The 25,849-nt window shown below is 64.7% G+C and carries 27 protein-coding genes; 13 read left to right on the forward strand and 14 right to left on the reverse strand.

The window, feature by feature from the left end; genetic code table 11:
* Positions 1 to 124 precede the first annotated feature (124 nt).
* Positions 125 to 1,642 carry a replication factor C large subunit gene (locus DWB23_RS19725; protein WP_121744502.1) on the reverse strand — a complete coding sequence of 506 codons (1,518 nt, stop codon included), beginning with the start codon at positions 1,640 to 1,642 and terminating at the stop codon, positions 125 to 127.
* 289 nt (positions 1,643 to 1,931) lie between these two features.
* Between DWB23_RS19725 and DWB23_RS19730 the strand changes: the two genes are divergently transcribed.
* A complete protein-coding gene (locus DWB23_RS19730; protein ID WP_121744503.1) occupies positions 1,932 to 2,864 on the forward strand; it encodes a hypothetical protein in 933 nt (310 codons plus the stop codon).
* Between the two features lie 123 nt (positions 2,865 to 2,987).
* Positions 2,988 to 3,737 carry a competence/damage-inducible protein A gene (locus tag DWB23_RS19735; protein ID WP_121744504.1) on the forward strand — a complete coding sequence of 250 codons (750 nt, stop codon included), beginning with the start codon at positions 2,988 to 2,990 and terminating at the stop codon, positions 3,735 to 3,737.
* A gap of 110 nt (positions 3,738 to 3,847) precedes the next feature.
* Here the strand turns inward: DWB23_RS19735 and DWB23_RS19740 are convergent, their stop codons facing one another.
* Positions 3,848 to 4,513: a metal-dependent hydrolase gene (locus tag DWB23_RS19740; protein ID WP_121744505.1), complete on the reverse strand. Its 666-nt coding sequence runs from the start codon at positions 4,511 to 4,513 to the stop codon at positions 3,848 to 3,850.
* Between the two features lie 139 nt (positions 4,514 to 4,652).
* On the opposite strand from DWB23_RS19740, the gene DWB23_RS19745 reads away from it, so the two are divergent.
* On the forward strand, positions 4,653 to 5,363 hold the full coding sequence (locus DWB23_RS19745) for a helix-turn-helix domain-containing protein (RefSeq protein WP_121744506.1): 711 nt from the start codon (positions 4,653 to 4,655) through the stop codon (positions 5,361 to 5,363).
* Between the two features lie 24 nt (positions 5,364 to 5,387).
* Positions 5,388 to 5,564 carry a hypothetical protein gene (locus DWB23_RS23200; protein ID WP_162989882.1) on the forward strand — a complete coding sequence of 59 codons (177 nt, stop codon included), beginning with the start codon at positions 5,388 to 5,390 and terminating at the stop codon, positions 5,562 to 5,564.
* A gap of 61 nt (positions 5,565 to 5,625) precedes the next feature.
* On the opposite strand, the gene gcvH is transcribed toward DWB23_RS23200, so the two are convergent.
* The 3 genes from gcvH to DWB23_RS19760 form a co-directional block, all read right to left on the reverse strand.
* Complete coding sequence (gene gcvH, locus DWB23_RS19750) at positions 5,626 to 6,009, reverse strand: glycine cleavage system protein GcvH (protein WP_121744507.1); 384 nt, start codon at positions 6,007 to 6,009, stop codon at positions 5,626 to 5,628.
* Positions 6,009 to 7,106 carry a glycine cleavage system aminomethyltransferase GcvT gene (gcvT, locus tag DWB23_RS19755; protein ID WP_121744508.1) on the reverse strand — a complete coding sequence of 366 codons (1,098 nt, stop codon included), beginning with the start codon at positions 7,104 to 7,106 and terminating at the stop codon, positions 6,009 to 6,011. The genes gcvH and gcvT overlap by 1 nt, the downstream gene beginning before the upstream one ends.
* Positions 7,107 to 7,278: 172 nt before the next feature.
* Entirely contained in the window at positions 7,279 to 8,943 is a 1,665-nt protein-coding gene (locus tag DWB23_RS19760; RefSeq protein ID WP_121744509.1) for a S8 family serine peptidase, read from the reverse strand.
* A 408-nt stretch (positions 8,944 to 9,351) separates the two neighbouring features.
* Between DWB23_RS19760 and DWB23_RS19765 the strand changes: the two genes are divergently transcribed.
* From DWB23_RS19765 to DWB23_RS19785, 5 genes are all read left to right on the forward strand, one after another.
* Positions 9,352 to 9,822, forward strand: coding sequence for an NYN domain-containing protein (locus DWB23_RS19765; protein ID WP_121744510.1), 471 nt, complete (start codon positions 9,352 to 9,354; stop codon positions 9,820 to 9,822).
* A gap of 122 nt (positions 9,823 to 9,944) precedes the next feature.
* Entirely contained in the window at positions 9,945 to 11,429 is a 1,485-nt protein-coding gene (locus tag DWB23_RS19770) for a sensor histidine kinase (RefSeq protein WP_121744511.1), read from the forward strand.
* A gap of 67 nt (positions 11,430 to 11,496) precedes the next feature.
* Complete coding sequence (locus tag DWB23_RS19775) at positions 11,497 to 12,348, forward strand: TatD family hydrolase (RefSeq protein ID WP_121744512.1); 852 nt, start codon at positions 11,497 to 11,499, stop codon at positions 12,346 to 12,348.
* A 75-nt stretch (positions 12,349 to 12,423) separates the two neighbouring features.
* Positions 12,424 to 13,002 (forward strand): DUF2150 family protein, encoded by a 579-nt coding sequence (locus DWB23_RS19780; protein WP_121744513.1) that lies wholly within the window; start codon positions 12,424 to 12,426, stop codon positions 13,000 to 13,002.
* A gap of 509 nt (positions 13,003 to 13,511) precedes the next feature.
* Complete coding sequence (locus tag DWB23_RS19785) at positions 13,512 to 14,483, forward strand: phosphoadenosine phosphosulfate reductase family protein (protein ID WP_121744514.1); 972 nt, start codon at positions 13,512 to 13,514, stop codon at positions 14,481 to 14,483.
* A gap of 155 nt (positions 14,484 to 14,638) precedes the next feature.
* Here DWB23_RS19785 and DWB23_RS19790 read toward each other — a convergent pair whose 3' ends face one another.
* From DWB23_RS19790 to DWB23_RS19800, 3 genes are all read right to left on the reverse strand, one after another.
* Positions 14,639 to 14,833: a DUF7333 family protein gene (locus DWB23_RS19790; RefSeq protein WP_121744515.1), complete on the reverse strand. Its 195-nt coding sequence runs from the start codon at positions 14,831 to 14,833 to the stop codon at positions 14,639 to 14,641.
* Positions 14,834 to 14,916: 83 nt separating this feature from the next.
* Complete coding sequence (locus tag DWB23_RS19795; RefSeq protein WP_121744516.1) at positions 14,917 to 15,687, reverse strand: hypothetical protein; 771 nt, start codon at positions 15,685 to 15,687, stop codon at positions 14,917 to 14,919.
* 158 nt (positions 15,688 to 15,845) lie between these two features.
* The gene (locus DWB23_RS19800) at positions 15,846 to 16,688 is read right to left on the reverse strand and encodes an aldo/keto reductase (RefSeq protein ID WP_121744517.1); all 843 of its coding nucleotides are present in this window, start codon (positions 16,686 to 16,688) and stop codon (positions 15,846 to 15,848) included.
* A gap of 194 nt (positions 16,689 to 16,882) precedes the next feature.
* Between DWB23_RS19800 and DWB23_RS19805 the strand changes: the two genes are divergently transcribed.
* Positions 16,883 to 17,509, forward strand: coding sequence for a trimeric intracellular cation channel family protein (locus tag DWB23_RS19805; protein WP_394341763.1), 627 nt, complete (start codon positions 16,883 to 16,885; stop codon positions 17,507 to 17,509).
* Positions 17,510 to 17,545: 36 nt separating this feature from the next.
* Here the strand turns inward: DWB23_RS19805 and DWB23_RS19810 are convergent, their stop codons facing one another.
* Complete coding sequence (locus tag DWB23_RS19810; protein WP_121744519.1) at positions 17,546 to 18,916, reverse strand: geranylgeranyl reductase family protein; 1,371 nt, start codon at positions 18,914 to 18,916, stop codon at positions 17,546 to 17,548.
* Positions 18,917 to 18,966: 50 nt separating this feature from the next.
* Here DWB23_RS19810 and DWB23_RS23790 point away from each other — a divergent pair, with 50 nt between their 5' ends.
* Entirely contained in the window at positions 18,967 to 19,095 is a 129-nt protein-coding gene (locus DWB23_RS23790) for a hypothetical protein (protein WP_275086327.1), read from the forward strand.
* Here DWB23_RS23790 and DWB23_RS19815 read toward each other — a convergent pair.
* The gene (locus tag DWB23_RS19815) at positions 19,089 to 19,829 is read right to left on the reverse strand and encodes a proteasome assembly chaperone family protein (RefSeq protein ID WP_121744520.1); all 741 of its coding nucleotides are present in this window, start codon (positions 19,827 to 19,829) and stop codon (positions 19,089 to 19,091) included. The genes DWB23_RS23790 and DWB23_RS19815 overlap by 7 nt on opposite strands.
* A gap of 169 nt (positions 19,830 to 19,998) precedes the next feature.
* Here DWB23_RS19815 and DWB23_RS19820 point away from each other — a divergent pair, with 169 nt between their 5' ends.
* On the forward strand, positions 19,999 to 20,907 hold the full coding sequence (locus DWB23_RS19820; RefSeq protein WP_121744521.1) for an RsmB/NOP family class I SAM-dependent RNA methyltransferase: 909 nt from the start codon (positions 19,999 to 20,001) through the stop codon (positions 20,905 to 20,907).
* A complete protein-coding gene (locus DWB23_RS19825; protein ID WP_121744522.1) occupies positions 20,907 to 21,512 on the forward strand; it encodes a DUF7122 family protein in 606 nt (201 codons plus the stop codon). The genes DWB23_RS19820 and DWB23_RS19825 overlap by 1 nt, the downstream gene beginning before the upstream one ends.
* 114 nt (positions 21,513 to 21,626) lie before the next feature.
* Here the strand turns inward: DWB23_RS19825 and DWB23_RS19830 are convergent, their stop codons facing one another.
* The 4 genes from DWB23_RS19830 to DWB23_RS19845 form a co-directional block, all read right to left on the reverse strand.
* Positions 21,627 to 23,255, reverse strand: a complete 1,629-nt coding sequence (locus DWB23_RS19830) for a DUF790 family protein (RefSeq protein ID WP_121744523.1) — start codon at positions 23,253 to 23,255, stop codon at positions 21,627 to 21,629.
* Positions 23,256 to 23,503: 248 nt separating this feature from the next.
* A complete protein-coding gene (locus DWB23_RS19835; RefSeq protein WP_121744524.1) occupies positions 23,504 to 23,884 on the reverse strand; it encodes a DUF7268 family protein in 381 nt (126 codons plus the stop codon).
* Positions 23,871 to 24,794: an ABC transporter permease gene (locus DWB23_RS19840; RefSeq protein ID WP_121744525.1), complete on the reverse strand. Its 924-nt coding sequence runs from the start codon at positions 24,792 to 24,794 to the stop codon at positions 23,871 to 23,873. The genes DWB23_RS19835 and DWB23_RS19840 overlap by 14 nt, the downstream gene beginning before the upstream one ends.
* Positions 24,791 to 25,804, reverse strand: a complete 1,014-nt coding sequence (locus DWB23_RS19845; protein ID WP_121744526.1) for an ABC transporter permease — start codon at positions 25,802 to 25,804, stop codon at positions 24,791 to 24,793. Before DWB23_RS19845 ends, DWB23_RS19840 begins: the two co-directional genes overlap by 4 nt.
* Positions 25,805 to 25,849 lie beyond the last annotated feature (45 nt).

Consider the following 25,849-nt stretch of genomic DNA (forward strand, 5'->3'; position numbering starts at 1 on the left):
ACCGGTCACCGGTGTCTACTGTCGACGGTATCCGAAATAATAGTGTTGGTCGTTTCACACGTGGCCAGTCTGGAGTAATGGAGTGTCTCGAGCGACACGACGAGTCGCCGGCGACTGATCACGCTCACATGAAGTCGCTCAGTCCCGACTGCCCGTCGTCCGATTCGTCGGCGTCGGTCGTCGAGTCCGATTCGGACGGCGTCCCGTCCTCCGCTGCCCCGGTCGCCGCGGTGAGCGTCTCCTGCCCGTCCGCGTCGTCGCTCGTCTCATCGCTCGAGTCCGCGTCGGTGTCGCCGTTGCCGGTCGGATCGTCATCGGCGCCCGAGTCGCCGGCGTCGAAGAAGGCCGAACCCGAGTGTTCGACCGTTTCCGCCTCGAGCAGTTCCTCGGCGTTCGCGACGATCGACTGGACCTTGTTGGTGTCTTTGCCGCTGCCGGTGACGAAGGAGACGTCGCCCTCGTCGAGTTCGTAGACGGCGGCCATTCGGACGGTGAGGTCGCGGTTCTTGCAGTGGTAGGTCATGGCAGAGAGGAACGGTAAGATCTCCCGGCGGGCGGTCGCGACGCTCGTTCCCTCGCGCTCGGCGATCCGTTCCGCGATGCCGTCTCGAGTGTTCCGAGTGCCTTTCGTGCGGCCGAGTTTGGACCAGTAACTCGGCGGCCCGTAGCGCGTCCAGCCGCCCTTCGGCTCGCGGCGGGAGGCGGCGACGCCGGCGGTCATGTTGTCCGTCGCGTACCGCCAGTAGGAGTAGTTCTGCGTGGCGCGCACCCGGCCGAGCCAGCGGTCGGCGTTCGAGAGGTACTCGTAGGCGTCGGCCAGCTCCGCCCCCTCGTAATCCTTCGGGACGTTGTCCTCGATCCAGTTGAGCATCTCGTCGGGGTTCTCGTCGACGTCGTAGGAGGCTCGCAGCGCCCCTTCGGCGTCCTCCTCCTTGATCAGCGCGTCGAGGAAGTCGAAGATCCCCTCGGTGGTGTCTCGTTCGCCCGTGACGACGTCCTCGACGGTCAGCCGTTCGGCCTCCTCGGCGACCGCCTGCAGGTCGTTGACCGCCGAGCGCAGGTCGCCGCTCGTGCTCTCGGCGATCTTCTCGAGCGCGTCCTCCTCGAACTCGACCCCCTCGCGCCGGCAGATGTCCCGTAGCACGGGAACGATGGAACGCTTCGAGACGTCCCGAAACTCGATCGTCTCACAGGAGTTGCGCAGGGACTGGCTCATGTCGTAGAACTCGTTGGCCACGAGGACGATCGGTTGATTGGCGTTTTTGACGACTCGAGTCACCTCCCGCGAGCCGCCGTAGTCGGCGTTGCCGTGGAAGTTGTCGGCCTCGTCCAGAATCACGAGTCGGCGGCCGGCCCCGCCCGCGGTCAGCGTGCCGCTCTTTGCAGCTTCGCCGGCGATGCGCTCGATCACGTCGGCCCCGCGGCTGTCGCTGGCGTTGAGTTCCATCACGGGCCAGCCCATGTCGTTGGCCAGCGCGTGGGCGGCGGAGGTCTTGCCGACGCCAGGGCTGCCGTGGACGATCACCGCCTTTCGGTGGTCGTCCCAGGTCTCCGCCCACTCCTCGAGGCTGTCGCGGGCCTTGTTGTTCCCTCGCACCTCCGACAGCGTCGTCGGGCGGTACGTCTCGGTCCAGTCGCTCATTGTACAGTGGTTGGGGTGAGTCGCGTTTAGTGGTTGCGGAGCGTCACTCCTCGCCGACCGTCTTCAAGTCGAGACGGGATGTAACGTCCGCGTACGCGTCGTCGCTCGAGACGATGGTATCGCCGTTCGACGTGTTCGACGGGCAGTCGTATACACAATTCATCGCTACTGGAGATTCGATACGGACCGATAGACGCGGATAGCAACCAGTTAGATACGCGATGATGAGTGTAATCAGATGTGATGGTTTTGATAGGTATTGATGTAGGTCGACGGCAATAGATCGGCTATGGAACGGCGAACGTTTATCGCGACTACGGGAACAGGGGTCGGTATCGGAGTTGCTGGTTGTCTGAACGCCGAGGATACCACTACCCCAGAGAAGGAGACGACGGACCTCGAGGACGACTCATCCGAACCGACGGCGGCCGAGACGAACGAGAGCGGTGGAGACGACGGGGAGTCGAACGCGGAGACCGACGACACCGGCGAAGATGACGATGGAAACGGCGGTGACCCCGGAGAAGGCGTGACGTTCGACTCCTGCGAGCGAGCGACGGTCAGCGGAACCTTCGAGGACGGAGAGATCGCCTACGCGAGCACCGGGTTCTACGATCAGGCGGGATTTGGCAATACGATCATCGAAGACGGCATCACCATCGGCGAGGACGTCGCGCCGTTTACCGGAACCATCGTCTTCGAACTCTCGGACGAACAGACCGTTTCCGAACGCGTGGACGGAGTGACCATTAGCGTTCCCGACTACGGGGAGTACGGCACGGTCATCACCGGGCTGACGACCGATCGAGAGGACTACATGGTCGCAGGCATCACCCACGCAAACCCCCACGCGGAGGCGTGTCTCGAGGAGATCGAGTCCGAGTGGGAGGACGAGACGAACGGCGGGAACGGCGATCCGGCGCCCGCGACCTTCGAGGTCGCGTCAATGGCGACGAACTCCCCGGTCGGCGGCGGGGAGGTGCTCGAGGTGTCGGCGACGATCGAAAACGTCGGCGACGAGTCCGGAACGACCGACGTCGACCTCGTGGTCGGCCACGATCCGGCCATCGAAGACAGTCGGATGCTCACCCTCGAGCCGGGCGAATCGGCCGATATCGTCCTCGAGTTTCAGGCGGGCGAACCCGCAGGCGACACCGAAGAGTTCCCCGTTCGCGTCGATACGGGCGCACACGAGGCCATCGAAACGGTCGTCGTCCAGTAGGGTAACGGGCGGCGGCTACTGGTGTTCACGCGGACGGCTGCAGATGCCGATGTGTAGAAAAACGGGACGGAAACCGAGGTTCAACAGCGGTGGCGCTAACTATCGAGACGAACAACTACCGGTATGAACGTCGCAATCGTCACCGTCGGCGACGAGCTACTGGCCGGCTCGACGACGAACACGAACGCCTCGTGGTTGGCGGCGCGAATCGACGATCGAGGAAGCACCGTCGTGCGAATCCTGACGATTCCCGACGACCGCGAGCTCATCGCCGACTACGTGTCGCGCTGGGCCGACGAGTTCGACGCCGTCATCGTCACCGGCGGCATCGGCGGCACTCCCGACGACATTACCGTCGAAGCCGTCGCCGACGGGCTCGAGCGCGACCTCGTCGTCCACGAACGGATCAGAGACGAACTGCTCGAGAAGGCGACGGCCTTCCGCGAGGACAATCCGGATCTGGTCGACGAGTACGAACTGAACCTCGATATCGACGCCGCGGCGTCGATCCCCGAGGGCGCGACGCCGATCGTCACCGATGCGGGATGGGCACCGGGCTGTATCGTCGACAACGTCTACGTCTTCGCCGGCATCCCCGACGAAATGCAGGCCATGTTCGAGGCGGTAGCCGGCGAGTTCGAGGGCGACGCCGTCGCGCGGACGCTCTTCACGCCGGCTCCCGAGGGGGCGCTCCACGACGCGCTCGAGGGGGTCACCGAGGCGTTCGACGTCGCCGTCGGCAGCTATCCGCGCAGCGAGGGGCGTCCGGGTCGCATCCGCGTTCGAGGAACGAACGAAGCGGTCGTCGAGGACGCGATGGCGTGGCTCCGGGCGCGGATCGAGACGACCGAGCCGCCGGCGGCCGACGATTGATCGCGAGGTGGAGTCGCCCCGCGGTCTCTCGGGCGGCACGCGCACCGACGAAACGGGTTTCCCTCGAGACGAACAAGCGGGTACCGATGGCGGACGGCGAATGGGCGTCGCTATTCACGATCGTCCGACCCGTTCCGGCGGTCCTCGACGATCCGGAACGCGACCGTAACGAAACTGGCGACGACGAGGACGAGTTGCTCGCCGGTTTCCGCGACCGGGAAGGACCGTTCGGCATCCGACGACGGCTCACCCGGTGTCGGGTTGAATCCGGTCGAGTAGTAGGTGTCTTCCGTCGTGCCGAGCGTGGTCGGCTCGCTAATCGCCCCGGTCGCGCTATCGAATTCGACGAACGTCTGGACGACGCCGCGCTGGTTCGAAACGATCAGTTTCCCCGAGAGATCGTAGAATCGATCCTGCAGCGGCCAGAGGAGGTTCGCGCCGCTGTAGAAGGCGTCCAACAGCACGTGTGCGAACAACATCGTAACGAGGGTCACCCAGATAACCCGGTAGCCGTAGGCGTCCCACCGCTCGAGGACGAACGAGGAATCGCGACGGGTGGCGTCCCAGAGGAGGAACGCGGCGGGGACGAGAACGATCCAGAGATTGTGAAACAGCGCCCGGTGAGCCCCAGGCGCGTAGAGCCCGACCAGCGTATCGAGATCGAGACAGGCGGTGGCGAACATGACGGCGAGGATCGCCTTCGCGTCGAAGCGATCACCGAGCAGTGCCGTCCCCAGTAATCCGGCGAGGGCGACGTGGACGGCGACCGAAGGCATACCACGGCTTGCCACAGTGCGGCGCTTCAGTCTTTGGCTCGGTCTCGGCCAGAGAGACAGCTATCTGATAATTTCGATGACAGTCGTCGCAACGAACCGTCTTCAGTAGCTACTTGAGTCGACCAGCCGACCCTCGCATATGGTCGGACGTGGGCCGAAACGGGAACTCGCAGAGAAAATTGCCGGAGAGATCACGCTGAGTGACGATCCCGGTGCGACGCTGCGAAAGTGGCGCACCGACTTCGATATCTCGCAGACGGATCTCGCCGTGGAGCTAGAGATTTCGTCGTCGGTGATCTCCGATTACGAGAGCGGACGACGGGAGAGCCCCGGTATCGGCGTCGTCCGTCGGCTCGTGACGGGACTCCTTTCGATCGACGAACGACGGGGCGGCGACCGAATCCGACAATACGGTCGAGTGCTCTCGGCCGGGTTCGACAGCGACGTCGTCTACGACCTTCGGGAGTACGCGAGTTCGATTCCGCTCGAGCAACTCCACCGCGAGTTCGACGCGACCGAGATCGCCGGGAGCACCACCGAACTCATCAGCGGCCACACGGTCATCGACAGTATCGAGGCGATCACTCGCCTCTCGAGCGAGGAGTTCTTCCGGCTGTACGGACAGAGCACGAACCGCGTCCTCGTCTTCACCAACGTCACTCGCGGCGAGGGCGTCGGGATCGCGCTCCGCGTCCTCAATCCGACGCCGAACGCCGTGATCCTCCACGGGCTCGAGGAAGACGAACTGTGGGAACACGCGGCGGAACTCGCACGCATCGATAGTTATTCGCTCGCGGTCACGTCAGCACCGCTCGAGGACGTCCTCGACTATCTCGGATCGCTCGAGTGACACGGGACGGAGGGACGACGGCAAATGCTCGATAGAACGGAACGGGCGACGGTCGCGCTAACGACGGTCTACGTTCTCACGCTTGCGATTACGGTTTGTCTCGGGAACCCGGCGGTGTGGGTCGCTTGGGGTGCCCTCATGGTTCTTCTCTCGGGAAGCGCACTCCTGCTGGCGAACCGGGAGCGGGTCTCGGATCGGTAGCGACGGAGTCGCCGCTCCACAACGGTGCGCTCGAGCGAGAACGGTGAACGGTTCGGACCGCTCAGGCGATCTGGTCTTCGTACTCCTCGGCGCTCAACAGGGCCTCGAGTTCGCTCGTGTCGTCGGCCGCGATCTCGAGCATCCAGCCCTCGCCGAAGGGCTCCTGGTTGACGAGTTCGGGGGCGTCGAACAGCGCCTCGTTGACCGCTGTGACCTCGCCGCTGACGGGCGCGTAGAGGTCGGAAACGGCCTTGATCGATTCGATAACGCCGAACTCCTCCGATCGGGTGACCGCATCGCCCTCTCCGGGGAGTTCGACGAAGACCACGTCGCCGAGTTCGTCCTGCGCGAAGTCGGAGATACCGACCCGCACGGTGCCGTCGTTCTCGAGCGCCCACTCGTGTGATTCCTGGTACCGTCTGTCGTCGGGAATGTCGAAGCTCATTATACTGTATCGATGAAGGGTGTCGTTTCAACTCTTGCCTTTTTGGACTGCCCGCGGACGATGATCTGGAGCGTCGTCCCCGGCTCCGCGTACTCGATCGGGACGTAGCCGAGTCCGATCGGCTTCTCGAGGGAGGGACTCATCGTGCCGCTGGTCACGGTGCCGACGACTCGGCTATCCGTGTTCGTGATGTCGTATCCGTGTCGCGGGATGCCGCGGTCGATCAACTGGAAGCCGACCAGTTCCTCCTCGATCCCCGCCTCGTTCACTCGCTCGAGGGCATCCCGGCCGACGAACTCGGTCTCGAGGTCGACGGTGAAGCCGATTCCGGCCTCGTAGGGCGTTCGCGGATCGGACTCGTGGTCGAAGTCCTGGCCGGCGAGCAGGAAGCCGGCCTCGATTCGCAGCGTGTCCCGCGCGCCGAGCCCGCAGGGCTGGCACTCAAACAGCGACCAGATGCGTTCGGCCTCCGGCCACGGTACGATCAGTTCGAAACCGTCCTCGCCGGTGTACCCCGTCCGAGCGGTCCAGCAGGTCACGTCGTCGATGGTCGCGTCTCGGGCTTCGAACCGGTCCAGTTCGTCGACGGGTTCGTCGGCGAGGGTCGCGACGAGTTCGGCCGCCTTCGGCCCCTGCACCGCGAACATGGCGTACTCGTCGGTCCGGTTGTCGACGGTGGCCTCGAGGTCCCACTCGTTCCGGTAGCCGATCCACCGCTCGTGGGTGGCCTCGTCGGTCCCGGCGTTCGGGACGAAGAGGTAGGTCGGATCGCCTCCGTCGGCCGGAAGTCGGTACACGACGGTGTCGTCGATGATGTTTCCCTCCTCGTCGGTGATTGCGGCGTACTGGGAGTCGCCGACCTCGAGTCGGCTGACGTCGTTCGAGGTGAGCCGCTGCATGAGTTCGGTCGCGTCCACCCCGGTGACGTGGATCTGTCCCATGTGAGAGACGTCGAAGATGCCGACGTCTTCGCGGACGGCGGCGTGTTCCGTCTGGATCGAATCGAACTCAACGGGCATATCCCAACCGCCGAACTCCGTAAACTTCGCTCCGCGATCGTCGTGAATCCCACGTAACGGCGGCGTCTGAAGCGGCATACTCGGGTGGACACGCCCGAAATAGTAATGTCTTTTCGTCGGTCTGCCACGCCACGGTACGGCCCGGCCGATTCGAGACCGCTCACCGTCGCTCGAGCGAGCAAACGCGAAGAAGTTCGATCTGTACTTCCGTCTTGGGACGCGACGAGGGAGCGGTAGCGCGGGGAGGGGATCAGCTACCGAGTTCTTCGATGGTCAGGGTGTAGGAACCGCTGCCGCTGTACTGGTCGACGAGGATGCCGAACTCCTCGCCGCCGGAGAGGTCGACGGCGATCTCTTCGTCGGCCCCCCAGTTGTACGATCGTTCGTCGTAATCCGTCGTCGTCGGCGTTCGGCCGTCGAGGGTCAGGTAGAGATCGAACGTCGCGTTCGACGGGCCGTCGAGGGTGACGGTGGCGCTACAGGGGTTTGCGGTCTCGAGCGCGTAGCTGTAGGCGTCGCTCGGATTACCCGTCGTGCCGCCGCTGAGTTCGCCCTCCGCAGTCGTGGTGTTGACCTCGTCACCGCAGTCGCCGGGCTCCGGATCGGGGTCCGGATCGGTGCTTGACCCCGGTTCGGTAGCGACTGCGTTGTGAGCGTCGACCCGCCCGTGACCCTGTTCGTTCGAAGCCAGGCCGACGTCGACCGCCGTTTCGTGGAGGTGTGAGCGCAACTCGTCGTTCGAGAGCGAGGGCCACGCCGACAGCGTGAGGCCGGCGACGCCGGCGACGACCGGCGAGGCCATCGACGTTCCGGAAAACGTGTCGTAATCGTCCCAGTTGATCGACGAGAGGACGTTGCCGCCGGGGGCGGCCAGTTCGATCTCCGGACCGACGTTCGAGAAGGCCGACAGCGTCTCGCCCTGGTCGAGCGACGAAACGGCCACGACGCTGTCGTAGGCGGCCGGATACGAGACGCTGCCGCCGTAGTCGTTGCCGGCCGCCGCGATGACCAGCGATCCCTGCGAGTGGGCGTACGAACAGGCGTCCTCCAGCAGTTGCGTGTAACCGCCGCCACCGAGCGACATGTTGATAACGTCCGCGCCCTGGTCGGCCGACCACTGAACCGCGTCGGCGATGCCCGAGAGCGAACCGCCGTCGCTGCCGAGCGCTCGAGCCGATAGCATCGAACAGTTCGAGATTCCGGCGTGCCCCTCTCCGTTGTCGGTGCCGCCGCCTGCGATACCGGCGACGTGCGTGCCGTGGTTTTCGCCGGCGCTCGGCGGGTACGGATCGTCGTCGCTATCGACGAAGTCGTGCCCGTGATTCGAGACGCTGCCGTCCATGTTTGCCGCGAGGTTGGGGTGGTCGTACTGGACTCCCTGATCGACGATCGAGATCGTGACGTCCGGATCGCCGAGGGTCGTGTCCCAGGCACCCTCGCAGTTGACCTGCTGCGGTGCGTACTGGCTCCCGAAGCTCGGGTCGTTTGGCGTGTAGTTCACGCCCACGTCGCTTTCGGTCGCGGCGTCGCCGTCGTCCGTCTCGAGTCCTTTCGCCTCGAGCGCGTGGAAGGTGACGTTCTCCTCGGCGTACTCGACGTCGTCGGCCTGAAGGACGTTCTGCTTGAAGTTCTCCGTGGCCCGCCCCGCGGCGTCCTCGGGGAACTTCACCGCAGCGTAGCCGAGCGTCTCGTTCGTGTGGACGATCCGTGCGTTGCTCGGAATGTGCGACTTGACCGTCGCTTCGGCGCTCGAGACCGAGGCACCGGCGCCGACGATAATCTCGTTCTTTCTCGGGCCGGGTTCACGGCCGGGTGTCGCTGACGTGACGCCGCTGATTCCAAACAGCGCACCGAACGCGCCAACCGCTTTCAGAACCGATCGCCGATCGAAGTTCGGATCATTATTACCTACCATGATCTGCAGGTAACAATACGATATAGATATTAAATTCTTGTTAAACTTCACGAAACATAATAGGTTTCTGGTATGATAAAATCAGATTCCGTGATAGAGACAGATGTGCCGTGGCATATGCTATCATTGTCTCCCTGAGAGTGTGTCTCTATCAAGAAAATAAACGGAAATCGCGTTTCTTTTCTATAATCCAGACGCAGCTTGAAATAACGAACGTACCACTGTATCGGTGTGTGAGAATCAGCCGGTATTCCGGATACCAAGACTGACCAACGCGATCCGGCGGGACGATTCGAGTGTGAACGATTCAGTTCGCGCAGAGAATACCCGAACGCAACCGCACCCGTCCCGCTCGCAGTACGGTGTCGTTTCGCCACACCTATCTCGCGGCCGCAGAAACGACCGTGCATGTTCGACCGCGTTCGCGCCCGTCTCGCCCGTCTCGCCGGTCCTGAACCCGACGCCGAGCCAACAGTGGGCCTGTTCGTCGACGGGCCGAACGTGCTCCGAGACGAGTTCGACGTCGACCTCGATGACCTCCGCGATGCCGCACGCGACCTCGGCCGCGTCGGCGTTATCCGCCTCTATCTCGACGAACACGCCACGCCCGGACTCATTCAGGCCGCCGAAGCGCGCGGTTTCGAGGTGATCATCACCAGCGGCGACGTCGACGTCAAACTCGGCGTCGATGCGACCGCGCTCGCGAGCGACGGGACGATCGACCGCCTCGCGATCGTCTCCCGAGATACCGATTTCAAACCCGTCCTCGAGTACGCGGGCACCGTCGGCGTCGAAACGATCGCGATCGCACCGGGCGAGCACGGTCGCTCGGACGCCCTGCAGAACGCGGCCGACGAAGCGGTCACGCTCGATTCCTGACGACCGCTTCTACCCACCGCAGTCTCCCGATCGGAAACGTACCCGCGTTAACCAGCATCTCGCCCGTTGCTCCCGAAGAAGTAACGAAGTGTTCATAGTTGCTGCTCCGGTAATCGGTCTTCATGTGTTCTTTCGGCCACGACGAGCAAACCGACGATAGTGTGCGGGCAGACGATCGGAACGGTTCGCTCGGATTGGAAAGCGGTCTCGAAGCACTGCGCTCGAGCGCCGAGTTTCGTGGCCCCGTCGAGTCGCTCGGTGATCACGACCCAAACGAACACCTCGCGGTGATCTACGAGAGCCAAGCGGAACAGTTCGCGGCCGTCGTTCCGTTCATGCGGCAGGGACTCGAGCGCGGTGAGTGCTGTCTGTACGTCGCCGACGAACGCTCGGAGGGCGAGTTGATCGAGGCGATGGAACGAGGCGGGGTCGACGCCCGTGCAGCCCTCGAGTCCGGCGCGCTCTCCGTTCACACGATCCAGGACACCTATCTCAGGACCGGTACGTTCGATCCCGACGAGATGCTCGAGTACTACGCGGAGGCCATCGAAGCGGCGACGGCGGAGTACGAGGGACTGCGAGTCAGTGCCGAGACGACGTGGATCTTAGAAGAGGGGACGAACCTCGAGAAATTCATGGAGTACGAGAGCCGGGTGAACGACCTCTTCTACGGCGAGGACTGCATCGCGTTGTGTCAGTACGACCGTGACGTGATTCCGGCCGACCTGCTCTGCGATATCGTTCGAACCCATCCTCATCTCATCTACGACGAGACGGTCTGTCACAACTTCTACTACACACCACCCGAGGAGTTCTTCGGCGACGACCAGCCGGATCGGGAGGTCGATCGGATGCTGGGAACGCTCCACGACAGAACGACGGCGAAAGTCGAACGCAACGAGATGATCGACGCGCTCGAGGAGTCGAACGAACAGCTCCAGCGATTCGCCTACATCGCCTCTCACGACCTGCAGGAACCGCTTCGGATGGTCTCGACCTATCTCCAACTCCTCGAGCGCAACTATTGGGACGACCTCGACGAGGAGGCACGGGAGTACATAGACTTCGCCGTCGGTGGGGCCGATCGCATGCGCGAGATGATCGACGGGCTGCTCGAATTTTCTCGGATAGAGACGGACGAGACGACGTTTGAACCGGTCGACTGCGCGGACGTGGTCGACACCGTCGTAACCGACTATCAGGTACAGATCGAGGAGAGCCGAGCGACGATACACTGGGGTTCGCTACCGACGGTTCGCGGTGACCGCAGACAACTCGAGCAGCTCTTTTCGAACCTCGTCGGCAACGCGATCAAGTATCGCGGCGACGAGCCGCCGCGGATCGAAATCGATGCGGCCGAGCGCAGGGGCCACTGGGTGCTCTCGGTTTCGGACAACGGGATCGGGATCGACCCGGAGTACACCGACGAAATATTCGATATCTTCAACCGACTCCACGCCGAGGAAGCGTATTCCGGCACGGGAATCGGGCTCGCACTGTGTCGGAAGATCGCCGCGAACCACGACGGCGGGATTCGTGTCGACTCCGAACTCGGCGAGGGGACGACGTTCTCGGTGACGCTGCCGGCCGCACGAAACGCCGACTGAGAGCCGTCACCCGACTCTCGAGCGCGAAGTCGGAGATTTTTCCCGCGCGGCGAGCCTATCGGCGGACATGAGCATCGACGAGACGCCGGTCCTCGACAACCACCTCCACCTCGACCCGGACAATCACCGCGGCATCGACGCCGTCCGCGATTTTGCGCACCTGGGCGGGACGCACCTGCTCGTGGTGAACAAACCCTCCTGGCATCTCGGCGTCGAGGTCGAGACCGGCGACGACTTCCGATACGGCTTCGATCGCACCGTCGAAATCGTCTCGGAGGCCTCGAGCGAACTCGAGGGGCGGGCCTGGCCCGTGCTGGGAGTTCATCCGGGATTGATCTCGCGGCTCGTCGACGATCGCGGCTTCAGTCCCGACGAGGCGCGCGACCTGATGCGCGCGGGGATCGACGTCGCGGCCGAGTACGTCGAATCGGGGGACGCACTGGCGTTGAAATCCGGCCGTCCCCATTACGAGGTCGACGAGGACGTCTGGGACGCCTCGAACGCGGTCATGCGTCGAGCCTTCGAGCGCGCCGACGACCTCGAGTGCGCCGTCCAACTCCACGCCGAGGCCAGCGAGGACATGACCGAGGTGACCGACTGGGCGGCGGACGCCGGGCTTCCCGCCCACAGGGTCGTCAAGCACTACGCGAGCGGCCGACTCGAGGGACCGATCCCCAGCGTGATGAGCGAGAAAGACCGCCTCGAGACGGCCGCCGAGCGGGGCGCGCCGTTCCTGATGGAAACCGACTACATCGACGACCCGGATCGACCCGGCGCCGTGTTGGGACCCAAGACGGTTCCGCGGCGAGTCGCGTGGCTCCTCGAGAACGGTCACGAGGATGCAGTCCGGATTGCACACGTCGAAACGCCTAAGCGCGTGTACGGAATCGAGACGGAAGAGACCCTCGAGCGGGCCTAAATCGGCACCGGCTATTCGGTAGGATCCGCGTACAGGTAGAGAAAGGCATTTCAAGCGGCCGGTGTAGGTGTCTGTATGAGCAATCCCCCGACCGAGTTCTACTCGGAGGAACGCTGGCAGAACTGGATCGGCCGCATCAAAGACGAGGAGATCGATCCGGAGGACGAATCGTCGGCGCGACTCCTGTTGAACCTGCAGGACGATACGGCGATCGCCATCGCAAAGATCGTCGCCGCCTACGACGACGGGGATCTAGAGCAAGAGGCCGCCCTCGAAGAGATCAACGACGTTCGCCAGATCGTTCTCAGCGAAGTCGATCTCGAGGACGAAGAGAAACTGATCCTCGTCGACGGCGTCCAGACGAGCCTCGTCTGCGTCTTCTTCGCCGCCGAGGAGTACATCGCGGGCGGCCCCGCAGAGGATGGAACCGTAAGCGACTACCTCGCCGCCGCCGCCGACGCCGAGGCCGAAGAGGACCTCGATGCCGCACTCGGCTACGCCGCGCAAGCGGGGACGCTCATCATCGACGGCGAGGAACTCGATATGTCCATGGCCGAAGACCTCGAGTACGGACTCGTCACGGAGTGGATCAACGGTCTCGACAGCCTCCAGAGCGCGATGAGCGATCCGGAAGTCGTCGAAGAAGACGAGTAAGGGGTCGTCCTCGAGCGGCGGTCGTTCGATCGCATCGAATACGCGACTCCACTCGACGCACAGATCGCCCGCCACCGGGGACCGGGAACGAGAGATTCGTCGGACGCGGTTCTTCGATCCGTTCGTTTCGAAACGCACCTGTTCCGGACGCGAGAGCGACCGCCATCCGACCGGCTACTCGAGTCGGTTGTGAGTGGCTACCAGTTGTGATAGTGGCGATATCATCCGGATTTTGTCGGCCGAAGATTCGATCCATCCCGTCGCCGGACCGGCCGTATTGTGACCACTCCACACAGGATCGAACGCCACTGTTTCGCCGGTAAATTCCTACTCAGCGATGAAATACCGCGGTTAGAACGTCTGTCGAGCCTGTTTTCGATATCCACTCGTTGGTAGTCTTACGCGACGCCCACCCTCAAGCGCCGAATCACGCTCTCGTCTCAGCTTCCGACAGACGTTTCCGGACCCCCAAAGGGTTTAACCGTGGTAATTATATCTCATTACATTGCATGACGGAGAACTTCCCCGAGTACGTCGACGTCGACTACGAGGATGGTGAAGGCGAAGATCCGGAGGACTACCCGCACGTCCAGGACAAGATCGAGAAGGCGATCGAACTCACCCGCGAGGGCCTCGAGCAGTACGAGAACCCGGCCGTGATGTGGACCGGCGGCAAGGACTCGACGCTGACGCTTTACTTCATCAAAGAGGTCGCCGACCGCTTCGATCTCGAGGTGCCGCCGGCGGTCTTCATCGACCACTACCAGCACTTCGACGAGATCCACGACTTCGTCGACCACTGGGCCGACGAGTGGGATCTCGAGGTCATCTACGCGCGCAACGAGGACATCGGCGAGTACGTCGAGGAGCACGGCCTCGAGCCGGGCGACGACATCGAGATCGCCGAACTTTCCGAGCACAACCAACACCACGTCGAGAACATCCTCGAGTACGAGGAGGACACCTTCCCGTTCCTGCTCGACACCTACGTCGGCAACCACCTGCTGAAGACGGTCGCGCTCAACGACGCCTTAGAGGAGTACGACATCGACGGCGTCATAAGCGGCGTCCGCTGGGACGAACAGGAAGCCCGTGCCGACGAGACGTTCTTCTCGCCGCGTCACGACCCCGACATCTACCCGCCACACGACCGCATCCAACCCATCCTGCAGTTCGAAGAGGCGGCCGTCTGGGAGACCTTCTGGAACTTCGTCGTCCCCGACACGGTCGAGGCGTACCCGGACGACGGCTACGTCCCCGAAAGCGACGACGACCTCCCGGAGGGCGTCGAGCAAGCGGACATCCCGATCTCGCCGAAGTACTTCGCCGGCTTCCGCTCGCTCGGCAGCGAGGTCTCGACGGAGAAATCGGACGAGGACCCCGCCTGGCTACAGGACCTCGAGGGAACGACCGAGCGCGCGGGCCGCGCCCAGGACAAGGAGGACCTGATGGAGCGCCTGCGCGACCTCGGCTACATGTAGGCCGATCGCCATCGACGGTCGCCCGACCAGAGAACCGCCGATTTTCGGTTTCGTTCGCTCGAAAGCGACGGCGCTGGTCTTGGGGACCGTCCGACGGACCGCGCCGCTGTAGCATACGCTGGCGCGTGTGATCCCGAAAATCGGACCGCGCCGCGCTATCGCGCCGCCGCGCGGTACTCGCCGTGTTTGATACCGAGTCCGAGCATCAGGAGACCAAACGCGAGCATCGACGGCGCAACCATCATCAACACGGTGTTCATGGTCATCATCGGTGCGGCGATCAGGCCGACGACGCCGATCGCGATGACGGCGATGAACGCGGCGGCGGTTGTGGGAAGGTCGAACTCCATACGCGACTCTTTGAAGTCGAGCCCCTAATGCTGTCGGGAATCGGCAGTCGATTCGGAACCGTCGGCCGAAAAACGGAGACGACCTACTCCGAGGGACGCACCAGATTCGCGAGGGCGACGACGATTCCGAGGAACCAGCCCAGCGGAATCGAGATGCCGAGCCACATCGCCGCGTAGGCCGCACCCTCGAGGCTGAAGTTACCGCGCAGGTACTCGCTCAGCCCGCCGACGTAGAGGACGTTGTCGAGGGCCCAGACAGCGAACTCGTAGCTGGGGTCGAGGACGTACGGGTGCAGCGACGGCGTCACGAGGGCGGCGACGACCGGCGGAAGGAACAGCGCCGTCATCGCGAACGGGTACGCGAAAACGACCGTCACAGCGCGGCCGCCGACTTTCGAAAACGTCGCGGCGAGCGCGGTCGAGAGCGTCGCGACGCCGCTCGCGGCGGCGACGGCGAGCACCGCGTCGAGCGGGATGTCGATCCGGTCCATGTACGCCATCGCACCCCAGGCGACCGTCAGCAGTCCCCAGCCGAGCAGCGCGATGCCGGTGACGCCGACGATGCCGAGTCGGGTTCGCGTCGAGTCGAGTTTCGCCGCGTAGAAGCGGGTGCCGAGACCGACGACGGTGAGCGGGTAGAGGAGGAGTAAGCCGAACAGACCGAGGATACTCCAGACGTGGTAGCCGAGCTTCTGCGGGAGCGACTCGGGCTTCCACTTCCCCATGACGGAGTGGCCGCGGCCACGCTGGCGCGGAAAGACGAGTTCCATCCAGCCACCGTGTAACCGCTGTACGTCGGTCTTGACCGCGACGACGACCCCACCACCGCCACCGTTCCGTGAGCGGGTGGACATATGCGAGCCAAAAAGCCGGCGTACCGTAAACTTTCCTGCTTTTTCCCGTTTGATAACAGGTCGCCGCCGTCCGACCGCATCGACCGTCGGTCCCCAGTCGGGCGATCGGGCGGCAGGCCGCCCGTTAGCGGCCAGCTATCGGCTCGCGGCCGCACTTCTCAGTTCCAGGGGGCGAAGCCGGGGTCGACCTCGCGACTCGTCTCGTCGATACTGTCTATCGTCTCGATATCTTCGCGATCTAGCTCGAGGGCCAGCGAGTTCCAGTTCTCCCGAATGTGGGCCTCGCCCGTCGCCTTCGGAATCGCGGTGACGCCCTTCTCGCGCAGCCAGGCGAGGCTGACCTGGGCCTCGCTGACGTCGTGTTTGTCGGCTACGTCCTGTATCTCGGGTCGGTCGAACACCTCGCCGCGAGCGATCGGCGAGTAAGCGACGACTTCGATACCGTTTTTCGCACAGGCCGACCGGATCTCGGACTGGGGAAGCAGCGGATGGAGTTCGACCTGATTCGCCAGAATCGGCGCGTCGCAGACGTCGAGCGCTTCCTCGAGCTGTTCGGGAAGGAAGTTGCTGACGCCGACGTTCTCGATCAGTCCCTCGTCGTACAGTTCCTCGAAGGCCGAGAGGGTTTCCTTCGGGTCGTACGCTCGAGCCGGCCAGTGGACGTACAGCATGTCGAGGGAGTCGACGCCGAGTCGATCGATGCTCTCGCGGGCCGACTCGAGGACGTCGTCGTGTGCGAGGTTCGAGGGCTCGATCTTGGTCGCGAGGAAGACGTCCTCGCGGTCGACGTCGGAGCGTTCGATGCCGTCGCCGACGGCTGCCTCGTTCTCGTACATCCGAGCGGTGTCTATGTGCCGGTAGCCCATCTCGAGGGCCGTTCGAACGCTCTCGATACACTGCGTCGGATCGTCGTTTTGCCAGGTGCCGAGACCGAGCATCGGCATGCCGTTCGCGGTCGGGCACAGTTCTGGCGTCGCGGTTTCGGCGTCTTCCGTTCCCATAGGTGGGAGAAACGCCAGCGCACGAAAATGGGTTTGGGTTGCGGCGGGAAGGTCGGGTACTCGGCCACGTTCCACCGGTCGCTCCCGGGACACGCGTCGCGGTCGATACGGAGCGCTCAAGGCGCTCGCAGTCTTTGGAAAATCCAGTGATTCGAGACCTTCTCGGCGTCCTGTTCGCCGATCCGTTCGTCGTGATGAACACGATCGGACTGGTCGCGTTCGCGCTGGTGGGAGCGAGCAAGGCGATCCGCGAGGAGTTCGACCTGTTCGGAATCGCCGTCGTCGGACTGGCGACGGCGTTCGCGGGCGGCGTGACGCGGGATCTCCTCGTGAACCGCGTTCCGTTGGCGCTTCGCTCGCTGAGCGAAATTAGCCTCGGAGTGGTCGGCGTCGGGCTGGCGATCGGGTTGAGCGTCGTGATCGAGTCTCCGGACGAGCATCCGATCACCCTGTTCTCCGATGCCGTCGGGCTCGCCGCGTTCGCGACGGCTGGCGCGATCGTGGCGACCGAGCTGTCGGTCTCGGGCTTTGGCGTCGTGGCCATCGCGACGATCAACGCGGTCGGCGGCGGCGTGCTCGCGGACGTCCTGCTGGACCGGACGCCGTTCGTGCTGTTCGAGGACTTCTACGCGAGCTGTGCGGTCCTCGGTGGGACGACCTACTGGCTGGTCGTCGCCGCGGGTGTGGGTGGAAGTACCGCCGCGGCGATGTGTGCCGGAGTGACGATCGGAACGCGGATCGTCGCGGTTGCCCGCGGCTGGACGCTCCCGACGGCACAGACGCTCGAGTCGGCCCGTGACGAGGTCAGAAACAACCGGTAACGCGTCCAGTGACCGGAATCGAGCCACCCGCTCGCGTCAGTACTTCGGATCGGCCCCGCTGATCTCGTAGACCCGGTCCATCACGGCGTCGCGTTCCGCCCGCCAGTCGGCGAAGCGATCCGGGCTGGTGGGATAGTCGTCGTAAACGTCCTTGAGCGAACCGGCCGCGTTCTGGACCTTGTAGAGGCCGTACAGGGTATCCCAGTGGCCGAACGTCTTGACGAGCGTCTTGAGTTTGAGCCCGAGGCTCATGTCGGCGGTCCCCCGCTTCCCGATGGCGTCGATGAGTTGATTGCCGGGGATGGCAGTGACGATCGAGACGAGTTCGTCCAGGTCGTGGGCCGTGCCGAAGACGTTGTACAGGTCCATCGCGGCGAATCGCTTGCCGAAGTCGGTCTGGACGCGGCGGTTGTACTCCCACAGCGCGGCTTCGCCGACGTCGCCGCTCGAGATCGCCTCGGTCGCGATTTTGGCGGCCCAGTGGCCGGCCTTCGCAGCGCCCTGAATCCCGCCGCCAGTACAGGGGTTGACGTGGCCGGCGGCGTCACCGACGGCCAGGTAACCCGGATGGACCGCCGAATCGTAGGGTCGCCGCGTCGGGAGGGCGGCCCCGAGTTTGTTCTTGACGGTCGCGCCCGCGAACTCCGCTCGGTTCGCGATATCGTCTTTGAGCACGTCGACCAGTTCGATCGGCTGCTGGGTCATCTGGAATCCGAGTCCGGCGTTGATCTCCGTCGCCGACCGCGGGAAGTACCAGAGATACCCCAGCTCCTCGGTCGGTTTGAACACCAGCGCATCGTCCCACTCGATCGGTTCGGGGACCTCGAGCACCTCTCGATAGGCGGAACAGAAGTGCGTGTAGTCGACGTTCGTATCGAACGTCGAGTGCGAGAGATCCGCCTGGTCCTGCAACACCGAGAGCGCGCCCGCGGCGTCGATGACGAGGTCGGCCTCGTACTCGAGCGGGTCGCCGTCCCTGATGGCCCTGACGCCCTCGACCGCGCCGTCGGGCTGGACGACGTCGTTGACGACCGTATCGTAGCGAACGTCGACGCCGGCGGCTTCGGTTTCCTCCAGCAGGATCTGGCCGTAGGCGTAGCGGTCGACGACCGCGCCCGTCTCGTCGAAGGGGATGTCGAGCGTGTCTCCGGTCCGCGGGTTCTCGAAGATCGCGCGTTCGATCCCCTGATTGGTGAACGACTCCTCGGTGAGGCGGTCGCGGTCGACGACGTCCGGGAAGGTACTCTTGCCCTTGATACCGTCTCCGCAGGCGATGTGGCCGCCCTCGTCCTCGCTCTTTCGCTCGAGGAGGACGACGTCAAGCCCCGCTCGAGCGGCGGTCGCCGCGGCGAAACAGCCGCCCGTGCCGCCGCCGACGACGACCATGTCGTACGATTCCGTAGTCATCTCTAAGCTTCCTGAACGTTCTAGCCACTGAAAAACACGTGGGAAGTGTTTTGACGCCGATAAAACGACACAACGAACGCCGAACGCTCGAGTTCCCGACCCGCGCCTCGTCGGTGGGTTCCGTGCTCTCGCCGAACCAGTTCGACGGCGGCCAGAACGCACTCGAGCGCGGTTACTGATACATTCGCAACGGCTGGGCCTGCGAGCTTTCCTCCTGTCCGATCGTCTGCATCTGTTGGGCGAACTGCTCTCGTTTCTCTTTGATCTCCGTCGCGCGCTCGAGTAAGTCCGACGTGTCGACCGAAAGGTCGGCGATCGGCGCGATCGCCTCCTCGAGGAGCACGCTCGCCGCCTCGGGGTCCGGGAACTGCGGACTGCACTCGACGACGACCGCGAGACTGCCGTAGTCGAGTTGCGCCGCGCGGTTGAGCAACGCCCCCGTCGGGCCGGTGATGACGCCGTCTTCGGGCGGCAACGCGATATCGTGGCGATCGAGGGCGTCGGCCGCGTCGCCGGTTGCGACGCCGTAGAGGGTCGGTTTCTCCTCTCGCTCCGCGGGGAGGCCGCTGAGGTAGAGCGGCGTCGCGTCCGCGTCGACGATCCAGTTCGTCACGCATCCGGTGACGTTCTCGACGGCATCGGAGCCGATCGGCGCGTCGCTCTGGAGCGCCAGCAGGTCGTGCTCTTCGCTGACGTAGATCCGGACCGGCGGGCGAACGGTTCGGTCGTCGCCGCGGTAGACGCCGACCCGCGGCAGGCCGTCACAGTGGACGCTCGCGTAGTAGCGCATCTCGAGTTGCTCGACGAGGTGATCGGTCGCGATCTTTCCGACGAGTCCGACGCCCGGAAATCCCTCGACGAGCGTCGGATTCTCGAGGGCAACTTCGGCCCCCCGCATTCGAATCTGTGACATACGTGAGCAATTGACTGGTAAGCGTATAAAGCCGACGGCGGCGCGTTCGCGCCCGGAGAGCGAACCGGGCGGACGATCCGCGCACCGACGGCGAATCGGAGCGAATGATCGGCGTACCGGCGGTACCGCTTCGAAACCCACAAACGCCGGGCCCGCGAAGCCGGAGCCAATGGAGCCACTCGAGCGGTATCGACCGATCATCGACGATTTCGAGGCGTTTCTCGAGGCCTGCGAGCGACCGCTCGGCAACGCCGTCCGCGTGAACACGATCAAGGCGTCCGTCGAGCGAACGCTCGTGGCGCTCGAGGAGGACGGCGTCGCGTACGAACAGGCCGACTGGAACCCGCGCGTGTTGGACCTCGAGACCGACTCGCCGGGATCGACGTGGACGTCGTTTCACGGCTTCACCCACGGCCAGGAGGAGGTGTCGGCCGTCCCGCCGGTCGTCCTCGATCCCCGACCGGGCGAGCGGGTCTGGGACTGCTGTGCCGCGCCGGGCGGCAAGGCGACCCAGATCGCGGCGCTGATGGACGACCGCGGGACCGTGGTCGCGAACGACAACAACCTCGGTCGCATCTCCGCCCTGCGATTCAACGCGGAGCGACTCGGCGCGACGAGCCTGGCCGTGACGAACGACGACGCGCGAAACTACTCGCTCGCGCGGTTTTCCTTCGACGAGTTCGACCGGGCGCTCGTCGACGCGCCCTGTTCCTGCGAGGGGACGATCCGGAAGAACCCCGACGCCCTCGAGAACTGGTCGGACGGACACATCTCCTCCGTCGCGGGCATCCAGAAGGGGATCCTCCGGCGGGCGATTCAGGCGACACGCGAGGGCGGCACGGTCGTCTACTCGACGTGTACCTTCGCGCCCGAGGAGAACGAGGCCACCGTCCAGCACGCCCTCGAGAACGAGCCCTGCCGCGTCGCCGACTTCGATCTCGACCTCGAGCACTCGCCGGGGCTCACCGCCTGGGAGGACGAGACGTTCGATTCGAGCCTCGAGAAGGCGGCCAGGATCTATCCCCACCAGAACGATACCGGCGGGTTCTTCGTCGCGAAACTGGAGGTGACCGCCTGATGGGTGGCGACGCCGACGCGGACGCGACCGGAGGGGACGAGACGAACGCGTCCGAGGGAGACAGCGTGAACGCGCTCGAGGGAGACGACGCGACCGAACTCGAGCAAAACGACGGCCAGCGCTTCGGCCGACTCCCCGCGACCGACGCGGAGCGAACCGTTGAGGGCCGGGCCAGCCGGGAGGCGGTCGTCCACTACTTCGCGGATCGCTTCGGTATCCCGTCCGGGACGTTCGACGACTACACGTTCTGGGAGAAGGGTGCCGGCAAGATCTGGATCTTCGCCGGGGACGCACCGTCGCCCGTCGAGATCGAGGCCATCGGCATGACCTGCCTGCGGACCCGCCAGGAACACTGGAAGCCGACGACGGACTTCGTCCAGCGGTTCGGCCGGTACGCCACCGACTGCGTGATCGAACTCGAGCGCGACCAGGCGCGAGCGTTCGCGTCGGGCGAGGATCAGCCCCTCGAGCGGTGGGACGGCGACTGGGGCTACCTCATCGCGACCCACGAGATCGCCGGCGAGTTCGAGCCCCTCGGCGTCGGATTGTACGTCCACGGCGAACTCCGCTCGGTGGTGCCGAAGGGCCGACAGCGGGATCTGTGACGCCCGACGGCTCGGTCTCGAGGGGGTCGCCAGTCGGCACATCCTGGGGCCAGCCGAACGAACGCTACGGGGGGCGCTTTGCGCCGACTCGAACCGGTTCGAAGCGCGATCCGATTAGCGCTCGACGACCGTGCCGCCGGCCAGCCCCTCCCACTCGACGCGATAGCCAAGTTCGGCGAGGAACGCGCTCGAGTCGGTGACCCCGGACGCCTCGAGCACGTCCTCCGCCGCGGCGAGGTCCATGCCGGCCTCGAGATCGGCGGCGAGCGACTCGAGGACCGACGGCCGAATCAGCGTTCGTCCCACCCGCTCGTGGTCGGGAAACGCCGTATCCGCGAGCGCGTCCTCGCTCACGCCGCGGCGGGCGGCGAGGGACTCGAGCGAGACGACGTCGTCGTTCGGTCGCAACTCGTCGGGCAGCGCAGCAGCGCTTTCGGCGACGAGTTGGCGTTCGTACTCCCGGAGGACGCCGGCGACGTCTTTCAGGCGGACGGTCCCCGAGTAGGGAATCGCCCGAAAGTCGCGGGCGGCGATTTCTTCACCGACGCCCAGCGATTCGTCGACGGCGACGATCAGTTCGACGTCCTCGAGATCATCGAGCTGTGCGAGCTTCTTCGCGACGTACTCGGGGGTCCAAAAGCCCATGATCTCGAAGTAGACGCGGAACTCGCCGCGTTCGCCGCCGGCGTCGGACGGCGATCCCCGTCGGGCAGCGCCCGTCGGATCGTAATCGAACGCGAAGTCCGGGATCATCACCCGCGTTCCCGTCGCGAGCGGCGCGGGTTCGCGCACGAGATTCCACTCGAGGTCGAGGGTCGAAAACCGTCCGGCGAAGTCGGCCTCGACGCTACTGTCGAAGGAAACGTCGGCGACGGGTTCCGCGTCGGGGACGCGGACGGGATCGGCGTTGGAGAGCGCGAGCGTTCGCTCGGTGCCGCGGTCGTCGATCGTCGCCTCGAGCGACCACGCCCCGCTCTGCGCGACGGTTCGCAGGAGCCGCGCAAAACGGGTGCCGTACCGGCGGGTCGCCCGAAAGAGGCGAGTCGGACCGGTGACGACGACCTCGCGCCGGGCGATCCCGCCGTCCCCATTTCCGTCGGCGTCCTCGATCGCGGGTTCACCGTTCGCTTTCGAGGCGCGTTGTGCCTCGTCATCGAGTCGACGGATCTCGTACATCAATCGCAGTCGCTTGATCGCCGACACCAGCGCTTTCGGATCGCTCGAGCGGACCCGGAGTTCGGTCGCGTCGAACAGCGCCGTCTGGGCCAGCGAGAGATTGTACTGCGCCACGAGGTCGTCGGGGTCCCACCGCGAGTCCACCGCGGTGAGGAGTTGGCGTTCCTCGAGGTCCGCGTACAGCGCCCTCTCGAGGGCGTCCGCCGAGACGTCGAGCGACTCGCCGGCGCGGACGAGCGCCATCGCTCGCTCGTCCTCGGTGACGACATCGACCGCTTCGGCGGCCTCGAAGGCCGCCTTTCTGGCGCGTTCGGGATCGACCGCCGCGTCGGTTTCGAACGTCGCCTCGCGCTCGAGCAACGCGGCGAAGCCGCGGACGAGTTTGAAGTCGTCGGCGTCGCGTTCGAGATCGGCGAGCGCCTCCTCGAGCGCCGATCGGGGTTCGCCGACGTGGCCCTGAAACGTCCCCATAACGCGGGCGGCGAGCGGCCGGTGTTCTCGGCCGGCGAACTGGGGATGGTAGCCGCCACCGGCCCGGGAAACGCGGAGCAGGTCCTTCGTCAGCATCGTTCTCGAGTCGGTTCGCGGTTACCAAAAGTCACCCGGACGGTGCGGACGGACGATCGATTCGTCTCGACGGCACTGACAGATTCCCGTGGCCGTCTCCGGGTGGGATCCTCGACACATCCGTTCGGCGGTCGTTCGAAGGACCAGTCGCCGGATGTGCGGTCGTGTCGGGAGGGGCGGTCGTGGTTTCCTGTCGATCGTCGACCACATCGACGAGAACGAGAGACGGAGCGGCGACAAGGCGGCGATCAGACGCTGAGCGCGACTGCACAGGCGGCCGCGGCGACGGCCCAACCCACGCCCGTCCACGACAACACGAAGAACGCTTCGCGAGCACTGGCCTCGGTCCACCCGGAACTCACGTCGAGTCGGTCCCGCATCCCCTCGATAGTGCGCCCGAGACCGACCGCCGTCGACCACGCGGTGACGCCGAACCCGAGGACGAGCGCACCGAGCGCGAACGCCGTGTCGGTCGCGGCCCGCGGCGTCCAGACCGCGAGCAAGCCCAGCGAGACGGCCACCCCGAGGGCGGCCCCGACGGACACCCAGCGAACCGTGGCGACCGCGAGTCGGTGGACGCGCTCGCGGCGGGCCGGCGAGACCAAGACGCTGGAATCAGTCGACGGCATCTCGCATGCGGGGATCGAGGGCGTCTCGCATCCCGTCGCCGAGGAGGTTGAATCCGAGTACCGTGAGCGCGAGGAACAGGCCGGGGAAGAACGACCACCACCACGCGCCCGAGAACAGCCCCTTGTCGACGCCCTCGGCGAGCATCATCCCCCACGACGGGTCGCCGCGCTTCGCGCCGAAGCCGAGGAACGACAGCGCCGCGATGTCGATGATGGCCAGACCGTAGTTCAGCGTCGACTGGACGGTGATCGGCGCCAGACAGTTCGGCAGGACGTGACGAATTAACAGCCGCGGGTCGTTCGCACCGAGCGCACGCGTCGCCTCGATGTACTCGTCCTCGAGGACTTTCAGCGCGGCGCCGCGGACGACCCGGGCGAACCGCGGCGTGTACACGAGCGTGAGCGCGATGACCGCGCGCCACAGTCCCATCGACTCGGGGAAGATGCTGACGAGTGCGAGCGCCAGCAACAGCGACGGGAACGACAGGAGCACGTCCATCGTCCGCATGATGACGTTATCGGTGAGGTCGCCGTAGTACGCCGCGACGATGCCGGCAGTGATTCCGAGGACCGTGGACGCGAGGACGGTCGCGGTCCCGAACTTCAGCGCGTACCACGCGCCGTACAGCACGCGCGGGAAGATGTCGCGGGCCTGCCCGTCCGTCCCGAACCAGAACTCGATGCTCGGGCCCACCTTCGTCGGGTTCGCTTCGAACTGCGTGCCGATGATGGCGTCGAGGTTGTAGGCGACTCGAGCGTAGATGGCGACGAGGAACATCCCGACGATGAGGCTGAGGCCGACGACGGCAATTCGATTCGATAACAGTTCCGTGAGGAACGGGTTGGTGCGGATGCGCTCGACGGTGCTGCGTTCGACGTCTGACGATTGGGATTGGGTTTCCGTGCTCATTGATCGATCCGTGGGTCGAGGATGGAGTACGTGATATCGACGAAGAGGTTTACTACTGTATACATGAACGCGAAGACGAGGACGGTCGCCTGTACCACCGGGTAGTCGCTTTTACTGATGGCGTCCACGAGCAGCGTCCCGATACCGTTGATCTGGAAGACGGTCTCGGTCAGTACGGAGCCGCCGAGCATCGACCCGAACTGGATACCGATGATGGTGATGACGGGGATGAAGGCGTTCCGGAGCCCGTGTTTCATGATCGTCGTCTTCGCGCCCTGTCCTTTCGCGCGGGCCGTCCGCATGTAGTCCTGCCGGACGACTTCCAGCATCGACGACCGCATCATTCGGGAGATGAAGGCCATCGAGTAGACGCCGAGGACGACGACGGGCATGAACAGATGGCGGGCAGCGGACTGAAACGCCGCCATGTCTCCTGCCAGGAGGGTATCGACGAGGATGAACCCGGTGCTCGAGTCGATGAAGTGCGTCGATCCGATACGACCGCTCGTCGGGAGGACGCCCAATACCTGTGCGAACAGCAGGATGAGGAGCGGACCGCTCCAGTAGATGGGGATACTGATACCGGTGAGCGCCCCAATTCGGGAGAAGTGATCGGTCAACGTGTCCTTCTTGACGGCGCTCAGGATTCCGAGCGGGAGCCCGAACAGCAGGCCCGCAATCTGGCCGAGGACGGCGAGCTCGACGGTGATCGGGAGCCGATCGGCGAGGATTTCACTGACGTCGGTGCCGCGACGAATCTGGTAGGACTCCCCGAACTCGAGCGTCGCAGTATTCTGAAGGAATCGGATGTACTGCTGCCACAACGGGTCGTTGAACCCGAGGTCGGTTCGAATCTGGTCGATGAATTCTTGACTCGCACGTTCGCCCGCGATGGCTACCGCAGGGTCTCCCGGCGAGAGATGGAGGATAGCGAAGACCACTGTCGCCACTCCGAACAGCACCGGACCGAGCAACAGCAGCCGTTTGGTAATGAACCGCTTTGATACCATTATTCGGAGGTACGTTTGATACCTTAAAAAGCTCCCGTCACCCGG

The sequence above is a fragment of the Natronorubrum halophilum genome (assembly GCF_003670115.1).
GTDB lineage: Archaea > Halobacteriota > Halobacteria > Halobacteriales > Natrialbaceae > Natronorubrum > Natronorubrum halophilum.

What these genes read in the sequence shown, in the direction of transcription:
- DWB23_RS19770 (WP_121744511.1), top strand. Translation starts at nt 9,945, where the DNA reads ATGTGTTCTTTCGGCCACGACGAGCAAACCGACGATAGTGTGCGGGCA.
- DWB23_RS19825 (WP_121744522.1), top strand. Translation starts at nt 20,907, where the DNA reads ATGGGTGGCGACGCCGACGCGGACGCGACCGGAGGGGACGAGACGAAC.
- DWB23_RS19830 (WP_121744523.1), bottom strand. Translation starts at nt 23,255, where the DNA reads ATGCTGACGAAGGACCTGCTCCGCGTTTCCCGGGCCGGTGGCGGCTAC.
- DWB23_RS19790 (WP_121744515.1), bottom strand. Translation starts at nt 14,833, where the DNA reads ATGGAGTTCGACCTTCCCACAACCGCCGCCGCGTTCATCGCCGTCATC.
- DWB23_RS19845 (WP_121744526.1), bottom strand. Translation starts at nt 25,804, where the DNA reads ATGGTATCAAAGCGGTTCATTACCAAACGGCTGCTGTTGCTCGGTCCG.
- DWB23_RS19820 (WP_121744521.1), top strand. Translation starts at nt 19,999, where the DNA reads ATGGAGCCACTCGAGCGGTATCGACCGATCATCGACGATTTCGAGGCG.
- DWB23_RS19735 (WP_121744504.1), top strand. Translation starts at nt 2,988, where the DNA reads ATGAACGTCGCAATCGTCACCGTCGGCGACGAGCTACTGGCCGGCTCG.
- DWB23_RS19785 (WP_121744514.1), top strand. Translation starts at nt 13,512, where the DNA reads ATGACGGAGAACTTCCCCGAGTACGTCGACGTCGACTACGAGGATGGT.
- DWB23_RS23200 (WP_162989882.1), top strand. Translation starts at nt 5,388, where the DNA reads ATGCTCGATAGAACGGAACGGGCGACGGTCGCGCTAACGACGGTCTAC.
- gcvH (WP_121744507.1), bottom strand. Translation starts at nt 6,009, where the DNA reads ATGAGCTTCGACATTCCCGACGACAGACGGTACCAGGAATCACACGAG.
- DWB23_RS19765 (WP_121744510.1), top strand. Translation starts at nt 9,352, where the DNA reads ATGTTCGACCGCGTTCGCGCCCGTCTCGCCCGTCTCGCCGGTCCTGAA.
- DWB23_RS19745 (WP_121744506.1), top strand. Translation starts at nt 4,653, where the DNA reads ATGGTCGGACGTGGGCCGAAACGGGAACTCGCAGAGAAAATTGCCGGA.
- DWB23_RS19800 (WP_121744517.1), bottom strand. Translation starts at nt 16,688, where the DNA reads ATGGGAACGGAAGACGCCGAAACCGCGACGCCAGAACTGTGCCCGACC.
- DWB23_RS19725 (WP_121744502.1), bottom strand. Translation starts at nt 1,642, where the DNA reads ATGAGCGACTGGACCGAGACGTACCGCCCGACGACGCTGTCGGAGGTG.
- DWB23_RS19805 (WP_394341763.1), top strand. Translation starts at nt 16,883, where the DNA reads ATGAACACGATCGGACTGGTCGCGTTCGCGCTGGTGGGAGCGAGCAAG.
- DWB23_RS19780 (WP_121744513.1), top strand. Translation starts at nt 12,424, where the DNA reads ATGAGCAATCCCCCGACCGAGTTCTACTCGGAGGAACGCTGGCAGAAC.
- DWB23_RS19810 (WP_121744519.1), bottom strand. Translation starts at nt 18,916, where the DNA reads ATGACTACGGAATCGTACGACATGGTCGTCGTCGGCGGCGGCACGGGC.
- DWB23_RS19775 (WP_121744512.1), top strand. Translation starts at nt 11,497, where the DNA reads ATGAGCATCGACGAGACGCCGGTCCTCGACAACCACCTCCACCTCGAC.
- DWB23_RS19730 (WP_121744503.1), top strand. Translation starts at nt 1,932, where the DNA reads ATGGAACGGCGAACGTTTATCGCGACTACGGGAACAGGGGTCGGTATC.
- gcvT (WP_121744508.1), bottom strand. Translation starts at nt 7,106, where the DNA reads ATGCCGCTTCAGACGCCGCCGTTACGTGGGATTCACGACGATCGCGGA.
- DWB23_RS19740 (WP_121744505.1), bottom strand. Translation starts at nt 4,513, where the DNA reads ATGCCTTCGGTCGCCGTCCACGTCGCCCTCGCCGGATTACTGGGGACG.
- DWB23_RS19835 (WP_121744524.1), bottom strand. Translation starts at nt 23,884, where the DNA reads ATGCCGTCGACTGATTCCAGCGTCTTGGTCTCGCCGGCCCGCCGCGAG.
- DWB23_RS19760 (WP_121744509.1), bottom strand. Translation starts at nt 8,943, where the DNA reads ATGGTAGGTAATAATGATCCGAACTTCGATCGGCGATCGGTTCTGAAA.
- DWB23_RS19815 (WP_121744520.1), bottom strand. Translation starts at nt 19,829, where the DNA reads ATGTCACAGATTCGAATGCGGGGGGCCGAAGTTGCCCTCGAGAATCCG.
- DWB23_RS19795 (WP_121744516.1), bottom strand. Translation starts at nt 15,687, where the DNA reads ATGTCCACCCGCTCACGGAACGGTGGCGGTGGTGGGGTCGTCGTCGCG.
- DWB23_RS19840 (WP_121744525.1), bottom strand. Translation starts at nt 24,794, where the DNA reads ATGAGCACGGAAACCCAATCCCAATCGTCAGACGTCGAACGCAGCACC.